General features: G+C 72.9%; 15 protein-coding genes. 9 read left to right on the top strand and 6 right to left on the bottom strand.

What is annotated here, in order from left to right:
• The first annotated feature begins 103 nt into the window (after nucleotides 1-103).
• From OHN19_RS24110 to OHN19_RS24120, 3 genes are all read left to right on the top strand, one after another.
• Nucleotides 104-1,237: an acyl-CoA dehydrogenase family protein gene (locus OHN19_RS24110; protein WP_330266174.1), complete on the top strand. Its 1,134-nt coding sequence runs from the start codon at nucleotides 104-106 to the stop codon at nucleotides 1,235-1,237.
• Between the two features lie 122 nt (nucleotides 1,238-1,359).
• Entirely contained in the window at nucleotides 1,360-2,232 is an 873-nt protein-coding gene (locus tag OHN19_RS24115; protein ID WP_330266175.1) for an acyl-CoA dehydrogenase family protein, read from the top strand.
• Nucleotides 2,233-2,742: 510 nt separating this feature from the next.
• On the top strand, nucleotides 2,743-3,207 hold the full coding sequence (locus tag OHN19_RS24120) for an ATP-binding protein (RefSeq protein WP_330269694.1): 465 nt from the start codon (nucleotides 2,743-2,745) through the stop codon (nucleotides 3,205-3,207).
• A 415-nt stretch (nucleotides 3,208-3,622) separates the two neighbouring features.
• On the opposite strand, the gene OHN19_RS24125 is transcribed toward OHN19_RS24120, so the two are convergent.
• Nucleotides 3,623-4,549 carry a cyclase family protein gene (locus tag OHN19_RS24125; RefSeq protein WP_330266176.1) on the bottom strand — a complete coding sequence of 309 codons (927 nt, stop codon included), beginning with the start codon at nucleotides 4,547-4,549 and terminating at the stop codon, nucleotides 3,623-3,625.
• A gap of 85 nt (nucleotides 4,550-4,634) precedes the next feature.
• On the opposite strand from OHN19_RS24125, the gene OHN19_RS24130 reads away from it, so the two are divergent.
• The 4 genes from OHN19_RS24130 (at nucleotide 4,635) to OHN19_RS24145 (ending at nucleotide 9,177) form a co-directional block, all read left to right on the top strand.
• Nucleotides 4,635-5,501 carry an SDR family oxidoreductase gene (locus OHN19_RS24130; protein WP_330266177.1) on the top strand — a complete coding sequence of 289 codons (867 nt, stop codon included), beginning with the start codon at nucleotides 4,635-4,637 and terminating at the stop codon, nucleotides 5,499-5,501.
• A 108-nt stretch (nucleotides 5,502-5,609) separates the two neighbouring features.
• The gene (locus OHN19_RS24135) at nucleotides 5,610-6,761 is read left to right on the top strand and encodes an acyl-CoA dehydrogenase family protein (protein ID WP_330266178.1); all 1,152 of its coding nucleotides are present in this window, start codon (nucleotides 5,610-5,612) and stop codon (nucleotides 6,759-6,761) included.
• The gene (locus OHN19_RS24140; protein WP_330266179.1) at nucleotides 6,761-7,810 is read left to right on the top strand and encodes a Zn-dependent alcohol dehydrogenase; all 1,050 of its coding nucleotides are present in this window, start codon (nucleotides 6,761-6,763) and stop codon (nucleotides 7,808-7,810) included. The genes OHN19_RS24135 and OHN19_RS24140 overlap by 1 nt, the downstream gene beginning before the upstream one ends.
• A gap of 77 nt (nucleotides 7,811-7,887) precedes the next feature.
• Nucleotides 7,888-9,177 carry an MFS transporter gene (locus tag OHN19_RS24145; protein ID WP_330266180.1) on the top strand — a complete coding sequence of 430 codons (1,290 nt, stop codon included), beginning with the start codon at nucleotides 7,888-7,890 and terminating at the stop codon, nucleotides 9,175-9,177.
• Here the strand turns inward: OHN19_RS24145 and OHN19_RS24150 are convergent.
• Nucleotides 9,064-10,113: a GlxA family transcriptional regulator gene (locus OHN19_RS24150; protein ID WP_330266181.1), complete on the bottom strand. Its 1,050-nt coding sequence runs from the start codon at nucleotides 10,111-10,113 to the stop codon at nucleotides 9,064-9,066. The two genes, OHN19_RS24145 and OHN19_RS24150, sit on opposite strands and share 114 nt — an antisense overlap.
• A gap of 71 nt (nucleotides 10,114-10,184) precedes the next feature.
• On the opposite strand from OHN19_RS24150, the gene OHN19_RS24155 reads away from it, so the two are divergent.
• Nucleotides 10,185-11,492, top strand: coding sequence for an MFS transporter (locus tag OHN19_RS24155; protein ID WP_330266182.1), 1,308 nt, complete (start codon nucleotides 10,185-10,187; stop codon nucleotides 11,490-11,492).
• Nucleotides 11,493-11,499: 7 nt separating this feature from the next.
• Here the strand turns inward: OHN19_RS24155 and OHN19_RS24160 are convergent, their stop codons facing one another.
• Complete coding sequence (locus OHN19_RS24160; RefSeq protein WP_330266183.1) at nucleotides 11,500-12,864, bottom strand: SMI1/KNR4 family protein; 1,365 nt, start codon at nucleotides 12,862-12,864, stop codon at nucleotides 11,500-11,502.
• A gap of 122 nt (nucleotides 12,865-12,986) precedes the next feature.
• A complete protein-coding gene (locus OHN19_RS24165) occupies nucleotides 12,987-13,565 on the bottom strand; it encodes a flavin reductase family protein (RefSeq protein WP_330266184.1) in 579 nt (192 codons plus the stop codon).
• 81 nt (nucleotides 13,566-13,646) lie between these two features.
• Here OHN19_RS24165 and OHN19_RS24170 point away from each other — a divergent pair, with 81 nt between their 5' ends.
• Nucleotides 13,647-14,573: a hypothetical protein gene (locus tag OHN19_RS24170; protein WP_330266185.1), complete on the top strand. Its 927-nt coding sequence runs from the start codon at nucleotides 13,647-13,649 to the stop codon at nucleotides 14,571-14,573.
• Nucleotides 14,574-14,576: 3 nt separating this feature from the next.
• Here the strand turns inward: OHN19_RS24170 and OHN19_RS24175 are convergent, their stop codons facing one another.
• The gene (locus OHN19_RS24175; protein ID WP_330266186.1) at nucleotides 14,577-15,395 is read right to left on the bottom strand and encodes an enoyl-CoA hydratase/isomerase family protein; all 819 of its coding nucleotides are present in this window, start codon (nucleotides 15,393-15,395) and stop codon (nucleotides 14,577-14,579) included.
• Entirely contained in the window at nucleotides 15,386-17,611 is a 2,226-nt protein-coding gene (locus OHN19_RS24180; protein ID WP_330266187.1) for an acetate--CoA ligase family protein, read from the bottom strand. The genes OHN19_RS24175 and OHN19_RS24180 overlap by 10 nt, the downstream gene beginning before the upstream one ends.
• Nucleotides 17,612-17,649 lie beyond the last annotated feature (38 nt).

Consider the following 17,649-nt stretch of genomic DNA (forward strand, 5'->3'; position numbering starts at 1 on the left):
CAGTCAGATCGTGCGCAGAGCGTAGGGCGGGACGCCTTGTCGGTCCAGGGGTACGGGACTTAGCCTTCCAGGAACTGACGGTTCATCAGATAGGGCGGCTGCCATGGACCTCGCGTACACGCCGGAGGAGGAGGAGTTCCGGGCGCGGCTGCGGGAGTGGCTCGCCAAGGCGCTCCCCACGCTCCCGCCGAAGCCGTCCCCGCGGGACTGGCCCGGGCGCAGGGCCTACGACCTCGGCTGGCAGCGCATGCTCTACGACGCGGGGTACGCGCACGTGCACTGGGACGCCTCTCCCACCACCCGGCTGATCTTCCTGGAGGAGACCGAGAACGCGGGCGCGCCCTATGTGGGCGCCGGGTTCGTCGGGCTGCTGCACGCCGGGCCGACCATCGCCGCCGAAGGCACCGCCGAGCAGCGGGAACGCTGGCTGCCGCCGATCCTGCGCGGCGAGGAGGTCTGGTGCCAGGGGTTCAGCGAACCGGACGCCGGCAGCGACCTCGCCGCCCTTCGTACGCGGGCGCGCAGGGACGGCGACGACTATGTGGTGACCGGGTCCAAGATCTGGACCTCGCACGCCGAAGTGGCGGACTGGTGCGAGCTGTTGGTGCGCACGGATGCGGCCGCGCCCAAGCATCGCGGGATCACGTGGCTGGCTCTTCCGATGTCCGCGGCGGGCGTCGAGGTGCGGCCGCTGCGGACGCTGGCCGGGTCCACCGAGTTCGCCGAGGTGTTCCTCGACGAGGTGCGGGTGCCGGTGGCGAACCGGGTGGGCGAGGAGAACGACGGGTGGCGCGTGACGATGGTGACGCTGTCGTTCGAGCGGGGGACGGCTTTTGTGGGGGAGGTGGTCGCGTGCCGGCGGGTGCTGCGTTCGGTTGCGGCGGCGGCTCGGGACAACGGGTGCTGGGACGACCCTTCGGTGCGGCGGAGGCTGGGGCGGCTCAACGCGGAGTTCCGGGCGTTGTGGCGGCTTACTCAGTGGAACGTGAGTGAGGCGGAGGCAAGTGGTGGGGTGCCGGGGGTGGGGGGGTCGGTCTTCAAGCTCCGGTATTCGCATGTGCGGCAGGAGTTGTACGACGTGGCGGCGGATGTGCTGGGTGCGGAGTCGCTGGATCTTGAACGGGACTGGGTGCTCGATCGGTTGTCGTCACTGTCGTACACGATCGCTGCGGGGACTTCGCAGATTCAGCGGAACATCGTGGCTGAGCGGATTCTCGGGCTGCCTAAGGGGCGGTAGCGGTTGAGTGCCGGGTGCGGGCGAGTGGGGGCTTGTCGCGCCCACGCGGCGGAGCCGCAAATAGACACAGCCCCGCGCCCCTGGGTAGTCGACCGTGACCGGAGTCGAGAAGGGGTCTGGGCGTGCGGTTTCAACTGACTGATGATCAGCTGGCGTTGCAGGACGGGGTGCGGGGTTTGCTCTCGCGGCGGTTCGATGGTGAGGCACTGCGCGCTGCCGTGGACTCCCCCGGGCTCGACCGTGGGCTGTGGCGGGCGCTCGGGGCCGCCGGGTTCTTCTCGCTGCGGGTGCCGGAGGCGGACGGTGGGGTCGGACTCGGGTTGCCGGAGGCCGTGTTGGCCTTTGAGGAGGCTGGACGGGCCCTGTTGCCCGGGCCCCTCGTGGCGACCCACCTCGCGGCCGGGGTCGTGGACGGGGCCGCCGAGGGGGAGGTCGTCGTGGCCGACGTCGATCCCGGGGGGTTCGTGGAGTGGCTGGAGGAGGCCGATGTCGTCCGGGGGGAGGCCGCCGGGGCCGTAGCCCTGACATCGGTGGACCCGCTCACCCCGCTGCACCGGGTGCCCGGCGCACGCGCGCGTGCCGTCGATCCCGTCGCCGTCCTGCTCACCGCCGCCGAGCAGCTGGGCACGGCCACGCGCGCGTGTGAGCTGGCCGTGCAACACGCGCGGACTCGGGAGCAGTTCGGGCAGCCGATCGGGGCGTTCCAGGCGGTCAAGCATCTGTGTGCGGGCATGCTGGTGCGGGCCGAGACCGCGCGGGCCGCGGTGTACGCGGCCGCCGTGACCGCCGACCCGGTGGACATCGCCGCGGCCCGGCTACTGGCCGACGAGGCCGCCGAGCGGGGTGCCAGGGACTGTCTCCAGGTGCACGGCGGGATGGGGTTCACCTGGGAGTGCGAGGTGCAGCTGCTGCTGAAGCGGGCCTGGGTGCGCGCCCGGCGGGGCGGTGGAGGTGCGGAGAGTGAGGAGTCGCTCGCCGTCGATCTGTTGGCCTGAGGCGGCCCGCGGCCTGCCTCGTCTCCGGGGCGCCCGGCGCGGATGTCGCGGATTGTGGCATACCGGAATCACGGAGCGTTGATATCGGGTTGTGTCCTATGTGTGACTCGTCACGTCCTGGAGTCGGCGTCCCGCTCCGGTACCTTGTGTGAGATGCGAGTGGTTCGGAGCCTGAGCCATGCCGGTGTTGCCGATGGGGCCGCGCCGGACCCGGCGGTGCGCGCCGCTGCTCGCAGGGTGGGAGGGCCTGTGGCCACCACCTGTTCGACTCCCTGCCACGAGCGTCGCACAGTATCCCGCACGGGTACTCCTTCGCGCTGGAATATGCCCGAAGCGCTTGTTGGCGTGACTGTACGTCAACCATGCTGTCTCGTAAGGGACTCACGTTCTGTGACCCCGGCTTTGGCCATTGTTCTGGCCATGCAAAAAATGGCTACGATCGTGGCCCTCGTGAGGCGCGAGGCCATGGGCCCGCCGGTTCGGATGGTGTGAGCGGTGCAGGTGCTTCAAGTGCAGCTGGAGATCCGGCCCGACCCCGCAGAGGTGGGGCGAGCCCGGCGGTGGGCCCGCTCACGGCTCGCCGGATCCGGGATAGGGGTCGACGAGCCGCTCGCCGAGACCCTGATCCTGCTCGTGTCCGAACTGGTCACCAACGCCGTGGTGCACACCGGCCGGCCCGCCGTGCTGCGGCTGTCCCTGCCGGGCACCGAGGCGGAGTCGGCCCCCGTCCGCCTGGAGGTGGCCGACCGCAGCGGCCGCGCTCCGGTGCCGCGGTGCGTGGACGGCGACGCGACCGGCGGCCGCGGCCTCGCCCTGGTCGACGGCCTCGCCGACCGCTGGGGCTGGAGCCGGGAGGGCGCGGGCAAGAGCATCTGGTGCGAACTCGACCGCTGCGAGCGGCCGCAGAAGGACACGAAGGTCTACGACATCGCCGCGGCCTCGGCCTATGAAGGGCTGGCGTTCGAGGCGGTGTGACCGGCGCGTGGCGTGATGCCCCGGAATCCGGTCGGCGCGGTGGTCCGCGGCACCCGGTCGGCGCGGTGGCTCGCGGCACCCGGTCGGCGCGGTGACTGCCCGGCGCATGGGTGCAGAAACCGACCCCGTCCGCCTTCGTGATGTGCCGGTGCGCCGGGAGGTGCATCGATGCGCGGCGGCGGCAAACAGGACGTAAGTGATGAATCGCCTCACGGGTGTTGACGCGCTGCGTTCGGCTGATCACGCTGGAGTCAGCGATTCGCCGCGAGGGGACGCCGAGGGCTTCGGTGACGGAGGTCCTCGACGAGAGTGGATCGTGATGCGGTGTCGACTCCCCCAGGGCGCAGGGGAGTCGATGACGGCGGCGCGCGATGTCGAGCTCGGGGCGGGCCTGCGCGCGCCGCCGACCGACCTCTCACAGCACGGCCACCGGGGCCACGGGTGTTCCGGTGCCGCCGACGAACGGCTCGGGCATCGCCGACAGCAGGAACGTGTAGCGGCCCGCTTCTCCACAGGCTGTGGACAATTCCTCCAGGTTCCAGTTCTGCCCCTGGAGCATCCCCATCTCCACCAGGTCCAGCGCGTGCACCGGCAGCCACAGGTCCTCGATCTCGGGCGGGAAGATCTCGAAGGTCAGGGTGTCGTTGGCGACCGCCGCGACATCGCGCGCGTGGAACCACTCCGGAGTGCGGACCGACAGACCGGGCGACGGATAGGCGTAGGCCTCCTTGTCCCCCGCCAGATACACCTGGACCTGCCCGGTCCGTACGAGCACGACGTCCCCGGCACGCACGCGCGTGCCCGCGAGTTCCTCGGCGGCCTCCAGGTCCTCCGGCGTCACCGCGTGCCCCCCGTCGAGCCGCTGCACGCCCCGCGCGCGGGCCACGTCGAGCAGCACCCCGCGCGAGACGACGTACCGCGCCTTGTCGATGCCGCTGAACTCGGCGCCCCCGTGCGGGGTGATGGTGCCGGCGGGGCGGCCGTTGTAGAGCATTCCCGAGTGCGAGACGTGGGTGAGGGCGTCCCAGTGGGTGGCCGCCTGGAGGCCCATGGTCACCGCGTCGTCGCTGCACGCGACCGTCCCCGGGCCGAAGAGCTCCTGGTTGATCTGCACCATCGCGTGCAGGGGGTTGACCCGGCCCGGCATCATCCCGGTCTGCACACCGTCCTGCTTCAGGGGGAGCGCCAGGGGGACGCGGCGACCCGTGCGGACGGTCGCCGCCGCCTCGCGGACGACCTCGTCGGTGATCAGGTTCAGGGTGCCGATCTCGTCGTCGGTGCCCCAACGCCCCCAGTTGTTCACGCGCTTGGCGATGTCGTGGAACGCGGCCGGAAGTGACATCGGGCCCTCCCCGGGGCTTGTGTCCGCACATCTGACGGGTCATAAAATCTAACGGTCCGTCAGAAACCGCGGGAAGGGGCCGGGCGTGGGGAACTTCTTGGCAGACAAGGTCGTCGCCGTGACCGGCGCGGGGCGGGGGATCGGGCGGGCGGTGGCCCTGGCCGCGGCGGCCGAGGGCGCGCGGGTCGTCGTCAACGACTACGGCGTCTCCGTGGACGGGGCGTCCCCCGCGAGCGAGGTCGCCTCCGCCGTGGTGAAGGAGATCGAGGCGGCCGGGGGTGAGGCCGTCGCCGTGGCCGACGACATCTCGACGATGGCGGGCGGACAGCGGGTCGTGGACACCGCGCTGTCGACCTACGGGCGGCTCGACGGGGTGGTGTGCGTCGCCGGGATCCTGCGTGAGCGGATGTTGTTCAACATGTCCGAGGAGGAGTGGGACCCGGTGGTCGCGACCCATCTGAAGGGGACGTTCACGGTTTTCCGGGCGGCCTCCGCGGTGATGCGGCAGCAGCGGGCGGGGACGCTCATCGGATTCACCAGCGGGAACCACCAGGGGTCCTTCTCGCAGGCCAACTACAGCGCCGCGAAAGGGGGGATCATCTCGCTCGTGCGCAGCGCGGCTCTCGCGATGCACAAGTACGGGGTGACCGCGAACGCGGTGGCGCCGGTCGCGCGGACGCGGATGTCGGCGAACGTTCCCTTCGATCTGGCGGAGATCGGGGAGCCGGAGGATGTGGCCGCGATGGTGGTCTATCTGCTGTCCTCGCGGGCTCGGGAGATCACCGGGCAGGTGTACACGGTGGCGGGGGCGAAGATCGCGGTGTGGGCGCAGCCGAGGGAGTTGCGGGCTGCGTATGCCTCCGGCGGGTGGACGCCGGAGTCGATCGCGGAGTTCTTGCCGGGGTCGGTGGGGGTGGATCCGATGCCGTTGCTTTCGGGGCCGGGCGCCTAATGGGGTGGGGTGCGTGTGGTTCGGCGGGTGCGGGTTCGTTGTGGCTGGTCGCGCAGTTCCCCGCGCCCCCAGGTGGAATACCGCGTCCCGAATTGAGAGGAGAGCCCCGTGGATTTCGGGTTCACCGGCGAGGATGAGGCGTTCCGTGGCGAAGCGAGGGAATGGCTCTCGGTCCACGCCGACGGTGCACAAGACCGTCGTACCTGGGAAAGGACCCTCGGCAAGTCCGGTTGGATCGGGCTCGGTTGGAGTGAGTCCGGGTACGGCAACCGGACCGCCACCCTCACCCAGCAGGTCGTCTGGGCCGAGGAGTACGCCCGGTCGGGGGCGCCGGCGCGGTCCGGGCACATCGGGGAGAAGCTGCTCGCGCCGACCCTGCTCGTGCACGGTACCGGCGAGCAGAAGGCCCGGTTTCTGCCTCCCGTCGCCGCCGGGGACGAGTTGTGGTGTCAGGGGTACAGCGAGCCCGGGGCCGGGTCCGATCTCGCCGGGGTGCGGACGAGGGCGTCGCTCGCGTCGGACGGGGTGTACCGGATTAGCGGGCAGAAGATCTGGACCTCCCTCGCGCACGAGGCGGACTGGTGTTTCGTGCTCGCGCGGACCGATCCGGAGTCGAGGCGGCATCACGGGTTGTCGTTCCTCCTCGTGCCCATGGACCAGCCGGGACGCATCGAGGTGCGGCCGATCCGGCAGATGACCGGGACCAGTGAGTTCAACGAGGTCTTCTTCGACGGGGCGCACGCGCGCGTGGAGCATGTCGTCGGGGGTGAGGGGAACGGCTGGCGGGTGGCCATGAGCCTGCTGGGGTTCGAGCGCGGGGTGTCCACGCTGGCGCAACAGGTGGGTTTTGCTGAGGAGTTGACCCGGGTCGTGCGGGCCGCCGTACGGACCGGGGCGGCCGCCGATCCCGTCGTACGGGCGCAGCTGGTGCGGCAGTGGGCCGAGTTGCGGGTCATGCGGTGGAACGCGCTGCGGACACTGGGCGGTTCGGGGGACACCGGGGCGCCCAATGTGGCCAAGCTGCTGTGGGCGGGGTGGCATCAGCGGCTCGGGGAGCTGGCGATGCTCGTGCGCGGGGCGGAGGCCGCGGTCGGCCCCCGGGACTGGTCCCCCGCCTCGCCGTACGAGATCGACGAGTCGCAGCACCTGTTCCTGTTCTCGCGGGCCGACACCGTCTACGGCGGCTCGGACCAGGTCCAGCGCACCATCATCGCCGAGCGGGTGCTCGGTCTGCCCAGGGAACCCAAGGGGGTCGTCTGATGCGCGGCGTGCTGTTCGACGGGAGGCAGCTCCAGGTCGTCGACGATCTGGAGGTACGGGACCCGGGGCCCGGGGAGGTGCTGGTCGCGATCTCGGCGGCCGGGCTGTGCCACAGCGATCTGTCCGTGGTGGACGGGACCATTCCGTTCCCGGTGCCGGTGGTGCTCGGGCACGAGGGCGCGGGTGTGGTGGAGGCCGTGGGGGAGGGGGTCACGCATGTCGGGCCCGGCGACCATGTGGCGCTGTCCACGCTGGCCAACTGCGGGGCCTGTGCCGACTGCGACCGGGGGCGGCCGACCATGTGCCGCAGCTCCATCGGGCGGCCGCGGAAGCGCTTCGTGCGGGGCGGGGAGGCGGTGTTCCAGTTCGCCTGCAACTCCGCCTTCGCGGAACGGACGGTGGTGAAGGCCGTCCAGGCGGTCCGGATCCCGAAGGACATCCCCCTGACGTCCGCCGCGCTCATCGGGTGCGGGGTGCTGACCGGGGTGGGAGCCGTGCTCAACCGGGCCCGGGTGGACCTCGGGGACAGCGTGCTGGTGATCGGGACCGGGGGGATCGGGCTCAACGTCATCCAGGGCGCGCGGATCGCCGGGGCGTCGCGGATCGTGGCCGTGGACGCCAACCCGGCCAAGGAGGCGATGGCCCGGCAGTTCGGGGCGAGCGACTTCCTGACGTCGGTGGAGGGCGTGCGGGAGCTGCTGCCGTACGGCGTGGACCACGCCTTCGAGTGCGTCGGGCGGGTCGAACTCGTGCGCGCCGCCGTCGACTTGCTGGACCGGCACGGCCAGGCGGTGCTGCTGGGGGTGCCGGCGGCGGGCGCGGAGGCGTCCTTCGCCGTCTCGTCGATGTTCCTCGACAAGGCCGTCCTCGGCTGCCGGTACGGCTCGTCACGACCGCAGCACGACATCCCCCTGTACGCCGACCTCTACCGCCAGGGCCGCCTGCTCCTCGACGAACTGGTCACGGAGACGTACCCGATCGAGGACTTCGAGAAGGCGGTCGGGGACGCGGAGGCGGGACGGGTGGCACGGGGGGTGCTGACCTTCTGACCCACCGGTCCCGGAGTTTTCCACAGGGCCCGGAAAACCCTTGGGGCGATGTCGGTGCCGGGCCCTAGCTTCGACGCATGACCTACCGCGATGTCGCCTCCCCCCAGGTGCTGGGCTGGGCCTGCACGTCCGTCGGCGCCCGGATGCCGGTGGCGATGGCCCCGCTGGCCCTCGTCTTCCTGGTGCGCGAGAGACCGGGAGGGTATGCGCTGGGGGCGGTGCTCGCGGCGGTGTACGTGATCGGTGAGATCGTCGGCGCCCCGGTGCTCGGGATGCGGCTGCGGCCCGACAATCCCCGTCCCCAACTGGCGATGGGGCTGGCGACGGGCGCCGCCGGGTTCGCCGGGCTCGGACTGCTTCCCGACGCGAATCCCCTGGTCCTGGGCGCGTTCGCGGTCCTCGCCGGCTGCGCCCCGGCCGCGGCGACCGGCGGGCTGCGCGCGCTGCTCACGGAACTCGTGCCGGAGCGGGCCGTGGCGCAGGCCCTGTCCACGGAGTCCATGCTGAACTCCGTCATCTGGGCCGTCTCCCCGGCCGCCGTCACCGGCCTCGCCCTCACCGTCGCGCCGCGCGTCCCGCTGATGCTGGCCGCCGGGCTGATGGGGGCGTCGGTGGCGGGGTTGTGGCTGCTTCCGGCGGGGTGGAAGGCGGAGGACTCCGGGGGCGGCGGGGCGTGGGCCCAAGGGGCGTCGATGGCCCGGCTGCTGCTCGGCGCGTGGCCGGTGTACGTCACGGGAGCGGCCAGCCTCGCTCTGCTGGGGCTCGCCGAGCTCGCGTTGCCCGCCCTGCTCGAACAGCGGGGCATCCGGGTCGGCTGGTCCGGCCCGATGCTGACCGGGCTCGCGGTGGGCGGCGGACTCGGGGCGTTCCTCTACGGCCTTCGCACCTGGCCCGGCCTGCCCCGCACCCGCTCTCTCGTGCTGATGTGCGGCACCTCGCTCTGCGTGACCCTGGTCGCGCTGATCCCGCACACGGCCGGGATCGCGGCCGCGCTCGCGGTGGGCGGCCTGCTCCAGTCGGGCGCGCTGCTCACCCGCAACCTCGCCCTGCGCGAGGCGCTGCCGCCCGCCGCCCTGGCCGCCGGGTACTCCGTCATGTACGCCGCCGCGGGCGCGGGTTACGCGGCCACGGGTTCACTCGCCGGTGCCCTGCTCACGGTCACGGAGCCGTCCCGGGCGATCCTGGCCGGGGTGGTGCTCACACTCGCGCTGACGGGGGTGGGGTGGTGGGGAGAGGCACGCCGGGCGGGGAGTTCAGCGCAGGGCGCCGACCTCGCCGTATCTCCCGGAGGAGGTGTCGAAGCCCCCCGTCCCGGCCCGGAAGGTGCGGCGGTATGCCGTCGGGGTGACGCCGAGGGCCGTCTGTAGGTGCTGGCGCATGGACTGGGCCGTGCCGAAGCCCGCGTCGTGGGCCACCTGGTCGACGGAGAGGTCGGTGGACTCCAGGAGGTGGCGGGCGCGCTCCACGCGCTGCTGGGTGAGCCACTGGCCGGGGCTGACGCCGACCTCCTCGCGGAAGCGGCGCGTGAAGGTGCGTACCGACATGGCCTCCTGCGCGGCCATGTCCCGCAGCTGGATCGGCTCGTGCAGCCGGCCCAGCGCCCAGGTGCGGGCCGAGGTCGTGGTCGACTGCTGGGGGTCGGGCACGGGGCGGTGGATGTACTGGGCCTGGCCGCCGTCGCGGTGCGGCGGTACCACCGTGCGACGGGCCACGTCGTTGGCGACCGCGGTGCCGTGGTCGCGGCGGACCATGTGCAGGCACAGGTCGACACCGGCCGCGACCCCCGCGGACGTCAGCACGTCGCCGTCGTCGATGAACAGGACCTCCGGATCGACCCTGATCTGCGGGAAGAGCTCCTGGAGCCGGTCCGAGTCGGCCCAGTGCGTGGTGGCGGGGCGGCCGTCGAGGAGGCCGGCGGCGGCGAGGACGTAGACGCCGGTGCAGATGGACGCGAGCCGGGTGCCGGGGCGGATGTGGGCGAGGGCGGCGGCCAGTTCGTCGGTCAGGACGCCCTGTTCGAAGACCGGGCCCAGTTCGTACGACGCCGGGACGATCACGGTGTCGGCGGTGGCCAGCGTCTCCGGGCCGTGCTCGACCTGGATGGCGAAGTCGGCGTCGGTCTGCACCGGGCCCGGCGGGCGGATCGAGCAGGTGACGACCTCGTACAGCAGCCGCCCCTCGGCGTCCCGGGGACGGCCGAAGATCCGGTGCGGGATACCCAGCTCGAAGGGGAGGACGCCGTCCATGGCGAGGACGACGATGCGGTGCGGGCGGAACCCCGGGGCACGACCAGTCCGGCTCATGGCCCGATCCTAACGAATGCTGTCCTTCGGGCCAATGGATCCGGCGACCCGCAGGCCGCACGCTGTATGTCGTGACCCAGACAACCGAAGCCGCAGCCGCCGTCGAGGAAACCCGGCCCCCCGGGGGATTCCGCGTCCACCGCGCCTGGTTCGTCGCCGCCGTCACCTTCGTGACGATCATCGGCGCCGCCGCCTTCCGTTCCCTGCCCGGCCTCCTCATCGACCCCCTGCACCAGGACTTCGGCTGGTCACGCGGCACCATCGGCGCGGCCGTCTCCGTCAACCTCGCGCTGTACGGCCTGACCGCGCCCTTCGCGGCGGCGCTGATGGACCGCTTCGGCATCCGGCGGGTGGTCGCCGTCGCGCTGACCGTGATCGCGGTCGGTTCCGGCCTGACCGTGTGGATGACGGCCGCCTGGCAGCTGATGCTCTACTGGGGCCTGCTCGTCGGCCTCGGCAGCGGCTCGATGGCCCTCGCCTTCGCCGCCACCGTCACCAACCGCTGGTTCACCGAGCGGCGCGGCCTGGTCACCGGCATCCTGACCGCCGCCTCCGCCTCCGGCCAGCTGATCTTCCTCCCGGTGCTGTCCTGGATGGTCGAGGAGCACGACTGGCGGCCGGCCGCGATCACGGTCGCGCTCGCCGCGCTCGCGGTCGTCCCCTTCGTCTGGCTGCTGCTGCGCGACCACCCGGCCGACGTGGGGCTACGGCCGTACGGCGCGACCGAGTTCGTGCCGAAGCCGGCACCGGTCCAGGGCGCCGCCCGCCGAGCGGTGACCGTCCTGTTCAAGGCCGCCCGCACCGGTCCCTTCTGGCTGCTCGCCGGCACCTTCGCGATCTGCGGGGCCTCCACCAACGGCCTCGTCCAGACCCACTTCGTGCCCGCCGCCCACGACCACGGCATGCCGGTCACGGCCGCCGCCTCGCTGCTCGCGGTCATCGGCGTCTTCGACGTCGTCGGCACCGTGGCCTCCGGCTGGTTCACCGACCGCTTCGAACCCCGCCGCCTGCTCGCGGTGTACTACGCCCTGCGCGGTGTCTCGCTGCTGTTCCTGCCGATGCTGCTGGCGCCCAGCGTGCACCCGCCGATGCTGTTCTTCATCGTCTTCTACGGCCTCGACTGGGTCGCCACCGTCCCGCCCACCGTCGCCCTGTGCCGTGAGCAGTACGGCGACGACAGCGCGATCGTCTTCGGCTGGGTCCTCGCCTCCCACCAGGTCGGTGCCGCCCTGATCGCCTTCCTCGGCGGAGTGGCCCGGGACGTGTTCGGCACGTACGACATGGTCTGGTACGCGTCGGGCGCGCTGTGCGCGGCGGCGGCGCTGATGGCGCTGGTGATCCGGCGCCGCCCGGCCGCCCCCGCGCTCGCGACCGCCTAGCGGTGGCTCACAGCTCGCCCTCCAGGACCGTCCGGGTCATCGGCGGGCGGTCCCACCGGGCGAGGAGTTCGTTCGCGAGGTCGACGACGGGGAGCGGGTGGCGGTCGCCGTGGACCTCGATGCCGGCCGCGAGCAGGCTCCGGGGGACCGCGTCGGCGTCCAGCAGCACCCGCCACTCCTCCGGGCCGAGCTCCAGGTACTCCAGGCCGGTCAGCCGGGCTGTCTCCAGCGGGTCGGCGAGGGTACGGGGATAGGCGCTCAGGGTCCGCAGACGCGGGAGCCCGGCCACGGGGGCGAGACTGACGGGCGGACCCTCCAGGACGCCGATGGACAGGACCTCGAGGGCGGGGTGGGCGGCCTCCTCGACACTGCCGAGGCTCGCGACATTGACGTACGCCACCGCCGGCGCCTCCCGGCGGCGAGCGCGCTCCTCGCGCTCCCCGTTGAGCACCAGGTCGGTGAGGGAGGCGGCGAGCAGATCGGCGCCGACGTGGTCCTCGTGACCGATCTGGATGATCTGTCCCGTGTGCCCGCCCGGGCCCGGCGTCAGGTCGGCCGCGAGCCGGTCACCGCCGCCGTTGTCGCCGAAGACGATCCAGCCGGGGGAGCCGACCAGGCCCTGCACGGCCGCGTCGGGCGGGGTGAAGACCGCCTCCATCGCCGCGAACCGCCAGGAGCTCCTGCGGGACGCGGCGTCGGCGACGTACACGCGGTCCAGGGGGAGCAGCTCGCAGCCGACCGCGTCGTAGACCTGCTCCGCCTTGTCGTAGTCGCCGTCCCAGTCCTCCCAGCGCGCCCGGGTCACCCGGTACAGCGCCTTCAGCTCCTCGGGCAGCGCGATGCCGAGGCGCTTCTCCGCCGCGGCGATCTCCTCCTCGGTGGCGCCGATCGCGTCGGGGAGCCGTTCGCGGAGCGTCCGCTCCAGCAGCGCGGGATCGGCCGCCGGGTGCGGGGCGGCCCCGTCCACCGGGTCGGGCAGCCGCCGCCACGGCTCGGGTACGGCGCCCTCGACCAGCAGGATCGCCCCCGGGTGGGGTCCGCCGATGCCGGGTTCCACGGCGGGACCGGTCTCGATGAGATGCAGGGCGGCCCGGCCGGCCGGTGAGATCTCCGCGACGAACGCGACCCCGTCGACGCCGGACTCGGCCAGGGCCGTGTGCACCCGCCCCACCGCGTCGTGTTCCTCCTGCATGTCCTCGATCTGGGACGCCTGGCCGGGAGGGGGTGAGCGCCGGCGCACCGGCACGCTCCACCCGCCTCGGCTGATGTGCCCGGCCACGTAGCCGCCCGGCGCGGCGAGGCGGTCGGCGTTGTCGTGGAACAGGAGCCACAACAGCGGCTCCCAGGTGGCGAATTCATGGATCGGGGACAAGGCGCGTACTCCGTCGCTCCGGCGGTCGTGGCGGAGCGATTATCACGGAGACCACTGACATCGGGCGCCGTGGAGCCGGTATCGCGGAGGCCGCTGACAGCCGGTGCCGTGGAGCCGAGCTGTCAGACGAACCGTCCCCGGTGGAACAGCAGAGGTCGCTCGCCCTCGCCCGTGCCCAGCGCGTCCACCCGCCCCACCACGATGAGATGGTCCCCGCCGGTGTGCACCGCGTGGATCGTGCAGTCGATCCACGCGAGCGTGCCCGCGAGGCGCGGGGAGCCGGAGACCGGGGCCGGGTCGTGGGACACGCCCGCGAACTTGTCGGCGCCGCTCACCGCGAACGCCCTGCACAGCTCGCCCTGTTCGGCGCTCAGCACGTTCACGCAGAAGACGCCCGCCTGGGCGATGCGCGGCCAGGTGCCCGACGTGCGGCCCACCATGAACGCGACCAGCGGCGGGTCGAGGGAGAGGGAGGAGAAGGACTGGCAGGCGAAACCGGCGGGCGGGGTGCCGGGGGCCGTGATCACCGTGACGCCGGTCGCGAAGCTCCCCAGCACGCGCCGGAACTCCGCCGGGTCGAGCGGTGCGCGCTCGTCCTCGCGGACACACCGCAGCTCGGGCCGGGGCAGCGCCTCCACCGGCCGCGTCCCCGTCGACCTCAGGTACCGGACGGCCGCTTCCGCCGTCCCCGCTTGTCCCATCACATCCCCATTGAAGCTGACGGTGCGTCAGATGGGAAGGGCTCGGGCAAGCGGGCGAGGGGCGATGCGTACGCTGCGTCCATGGGGTGGGGGAACAGACGGCTCAACGAGGCCGCCGCGGTGTGCGCGATGCAGTTTCCGGCGATCGGCCTGGTCTGGTGGATCAGGGGTCAGCTGGGCGACGACTACGCGTACGGGGGCGCCTACGGGGCCTTCGCGCTGTTCGCCCTGGCCTGTCTCCTCGCCGTGGCACCGCTGGTCCTGCCGGTCCTCGGCCTCGCGCACGCGGTGCTCCAGGTGCTGCCGGCGGAGGGGCTCGCGCGCGAGGCGGCCCGTCGCACCCGGGGCCCGGTGTGGGCCTGGCACCTGGGCCTCGCCGCGGCCCTCGGCGTGGTCTGGGCCGGGCTCGCCCTGCTGCTGTGGGACTGGCCGTTCACCGTCACCGCCCCGCTCTTCGCCGCCCTCGGCGTCCTCCCGGTGCTCGGCCTCGGGTGGCTGCGCCGACGTGCCCGGGGCTTCTGGGGGGTGTGGCTGCCCGCGCTGTTCGCCTCCGTGGGGCTGTTCCTCCTGGTGTTCCTCGGCGGGGTGCTGGCCACGGTCACGGGAATCATCGAGGAGTACGAGCCGCCGAAGCTGTCCGCCGCGCAGCTCACCGGGGTCTGGCGGGGCGAGGAGGGCGCGGTCCTGCGCCTCGGCACGGGCGGCCGCGCCGACCTCACCGCCCTGCCCGCCGAGACCGCGCCCGGGTCCGCGTCCGACGAGGCCTACGCCGATCCGCCCTTCGCGGTGTGCGACGGCACCGGCACCTGGCGGCTCGACGCCAAGGGCGGCTACGACCCCTACGCCGACGGCCCCGAGGGGCGCCCCGGTGTCGTCGTACGGCCGGCCGACGGATGCGGGCAGGAGACGTACTGGAGGATCGGCGGCACGGAGACCGAGCCCGAGCTGTTCGTGCCGTTCGGGGACCCGGACGCGCCGGACGTGCGCATCCTGACGCCGGCCCCCTGAGCCTCAACGCCCCCGGTACTCCGGGCTCCTGCGCTCCACGAAGCTCGCCACGCCCTCCTGGGCGTCCGCCGTCGTCATGTTGATCTCCTGGGCGGCGGCCTCCGCGGCGAAGGCGGTGGCGCGGTCGCTGTCCAGGGAGGCGTTGACGAGCTGCTTCGTCAGGGCGAGGGCGCGGGTCGGGCCGGCGGCGAGCCGGGCCGCCCACTCGCGGGCCGTCTTGTCCAACTCCCCGTCCGGGACGACCCGGTTGACCAGGCCGAGCCGCTCGGCGTCGGCGGCGGAGAGCGCGTCGCCGAAGAACATCAGCTCCTTGGCCCGCTGCGGGCCGACCAGACGGGGCAGGAGGTAGGCGCCGCCGCCGTCGGGGACCAGGCCCCGGCGCACGAACACCTCGATGAAGCGGGCGGACTCGGCGGCCAGTACGAGATCGCAGGCGAGGGCCAGATGGGCGCCCAGGCCGGCGGCCGTGCCGTTGACCGCCGCGATCACCGGCTTCTCGCAGTCCAGGACGGCGGCGATCAGCCGCTGGGCGCCGTCCCGGATCATCCGGGCCACGTCACCGGCCACCCGCTCACCGGCCACGCCACCGGCCCCCCGCTCGCCGGCCGCCGCCCCGCCCCGCAGGTCCGCCCCCGCGCAGAAGCCGCGCCCGGTGCCGGTGAGGACGACGGCCCGGACGCCGGGGTCCGCGGACGCCTCGCCGAGCAGCCGGATGAGGCGTTCGCGCTGGTCGGGGGTGATGGCGTTGAGCGCCTCGGGCCGGTTGAGGGTCACCTGCGCGACCTCGCCGTCGACGACGTGCAGCACCTCGCTCACCGGCACACCACCAACGCGTCCAGCGCCACCGCCCCCTGCCCCCTGGGCAGCACCATCAGCGGGTTGACGTCGAGCTCCGCGAGCTCGTCCCCGAGCTCCACCACCATGCGCTGCACCCGCAGCACGACTTCCACCAGCGCGTCCAAGTCCGCCGGTGGCCGCCCCCTGACCCCGTCCAGAAGTGCCCGCCCGCGCAGGTCCGCCAGCATGTCCCGGGCCTGCTCCTCCCCGAAGGGCGGCACCCGTACGGCGGTGTCGCGCAGCACCTCGACCAGCACCCCGCCGAGCCCGACCGTCACCGTCGGCCCGAACAGCTCGTCGTGCGCGGCCCCGACGACCATCTCGACGCCCCGCTCGACCATCTGGCAGACCAGGACTCCGTCGAGGGAGACGTCCTCGTAGCGGGCGATGTCCGTCAACTCGCGGTAGGCGTCCCGTACTTGGCTGGCCGACGTCAGGCCGATCTTCACCAGGCCGAGCTCGGTCTTGTGGGCGATCCTCGCGCCGGACGCCTTCATCACCACCGGATAGCCGACCTGACCGGCCGCCCGGACGGCCGCCGCCGCGCTGGTCACCAGCTGCTCGCGCGGCACGCGGATCCCGTACGCCCGCAGCAGCTGCTTCGCCGCGTGCTCGCTGAGCTGCTGGCCCGGGCGCATCAGCGCCTGCGCCTTGCGGAAGGAGGGCGACGGGGTGCGGGGGGCCTCGTCGAAGGGGGAGCGGTAGCCGCTGACGAAACGGTGGTGGTCGAGCCAGGCGCGGACCGCGGTGATGCAGTTGCCGACCGTGCGGAAGGTCGCCACCCGGGAGGAGCCCAACAGCACCTCGCGGTAGGCCGGTTCGGTGCCGACGGGCGAGCCCCACACCACGCACACCAGCTTGTCGGTCTGCTCGGCCGCGTCCACCAGGTCCTGGACCAGCCGGTCGCTGAGGGGAGGGAAGGGTCCGGTGACCGGGCAGATCAGGACCCCCACCGACGGGTCGGCGAGGATCGCGTCGATGATCTTCCGCCCGCGCCAGTCGCCGACCGGGTGGCCGCCGTTGTCGACCGGGTTGGCCACGCTCAGGAACTCCGGTATCCACTGGTGCAGTTCGGCCTGCTTGGCCTCGGAGAGGGCGGGCAGCCGCAGCCCCGCCTCCGTCGCCAGGTCGGCGAAGTGGGCGCCGGTGCCGCCCGAGATCGAGTACACCACGACCCCCTCGGCGCGCGGCGGCCTCGCGCGGGCCAACAGGGCGGCGGTGTCCTGGAGTTCGTCGAGACCGTCGACGCGGATCACGCCGTACTGCCGCATCGCCGCGTCCACCACCGCGTCGGCGCCGGTGAGCTTGCCGGTGTGGGAGGCGGCGGTACGGGCGCCGGTCTCGGTGCGGCCGACCTTGACCGCGACCACGGGGACCTTGCGGCGGGCGGCCCGGTCGGCGGCGAGCAGGAAGGAACGGCCGTCCTTGAGGCCCTCCAGATAGCAGGCGATGGCGCCGACCTCGGGCCGCTCGGCGAACCAGGAGAGGAAGTCCGCGGTCTCCAGGTCGGCCTCGTTGCCGGTGGGCGCCCAGTGGGTGAGGCGGATGCCGAGTTCCTGGAGGGCGTGGACCGGGCGGCCCTGGTGGCCGGACTGGGTGATCAGGGCGATGCCGGGTCCTTCGAGGTCCTCGCGGAAGGAGGAGAAGGCGTTCAGGTTGGTGTTGGGGCCGAGCAACCGCATCCCGGAGTCCGCCACGGCGGCCGCGAGCCGCTCCTGCGCCGCCGCTCCCTCCTCGCCGGTCTCGGCGAAACCGGAAGCGAAGACGACCGCGAACTTCACCTTGGCCTCGCCCAGTTGCTCGATGACCGGCAGCGGGTCGGCGACCAGCAGGACGGCCAGGTCGACCTGTTCGGGCAGGTCGGCCACGGAGGTCACACAGGGGATGCCGAAGACGGCCGGGCGGGTCGGGTGCACCGGGTGCAGCCGGGCTCCGACCCGCTCCGCCCAGTCGAGCAACTGCCGGGTGACACCGGTGTTCGGGCGGCCCTCGGCGTCCGAGGCGCCGATCACGGCGACCGACTCCGGCCGGAAGAAACGGTCCAGATCGGGGACGTCCGTATACAGCGGCCGGCCGCCGACATCGAGGTCGTCGACGTCGGCGGGCCTGCCGTGGACGGCGGGGCCGGGTTGCTCGCCGCACGCGATGACCCGGGCCCGGCGGGAGTCGGTGGTGAGGGTGCCGTGGGTTGATCCAAGCATCGGTCCGCCCGCTCCTGTGTGACAGCGTGAATAACTGA

This window comes from Streptomyces griseorubiginosus, from assembly GCF_036345115.1.
GTDB lineage: Bacteria > Actinomycetota > Actinomycetes > Streptomycetales > Streptomycetaceae > Streptomyces > Streptomyces griseorubiginosus_C.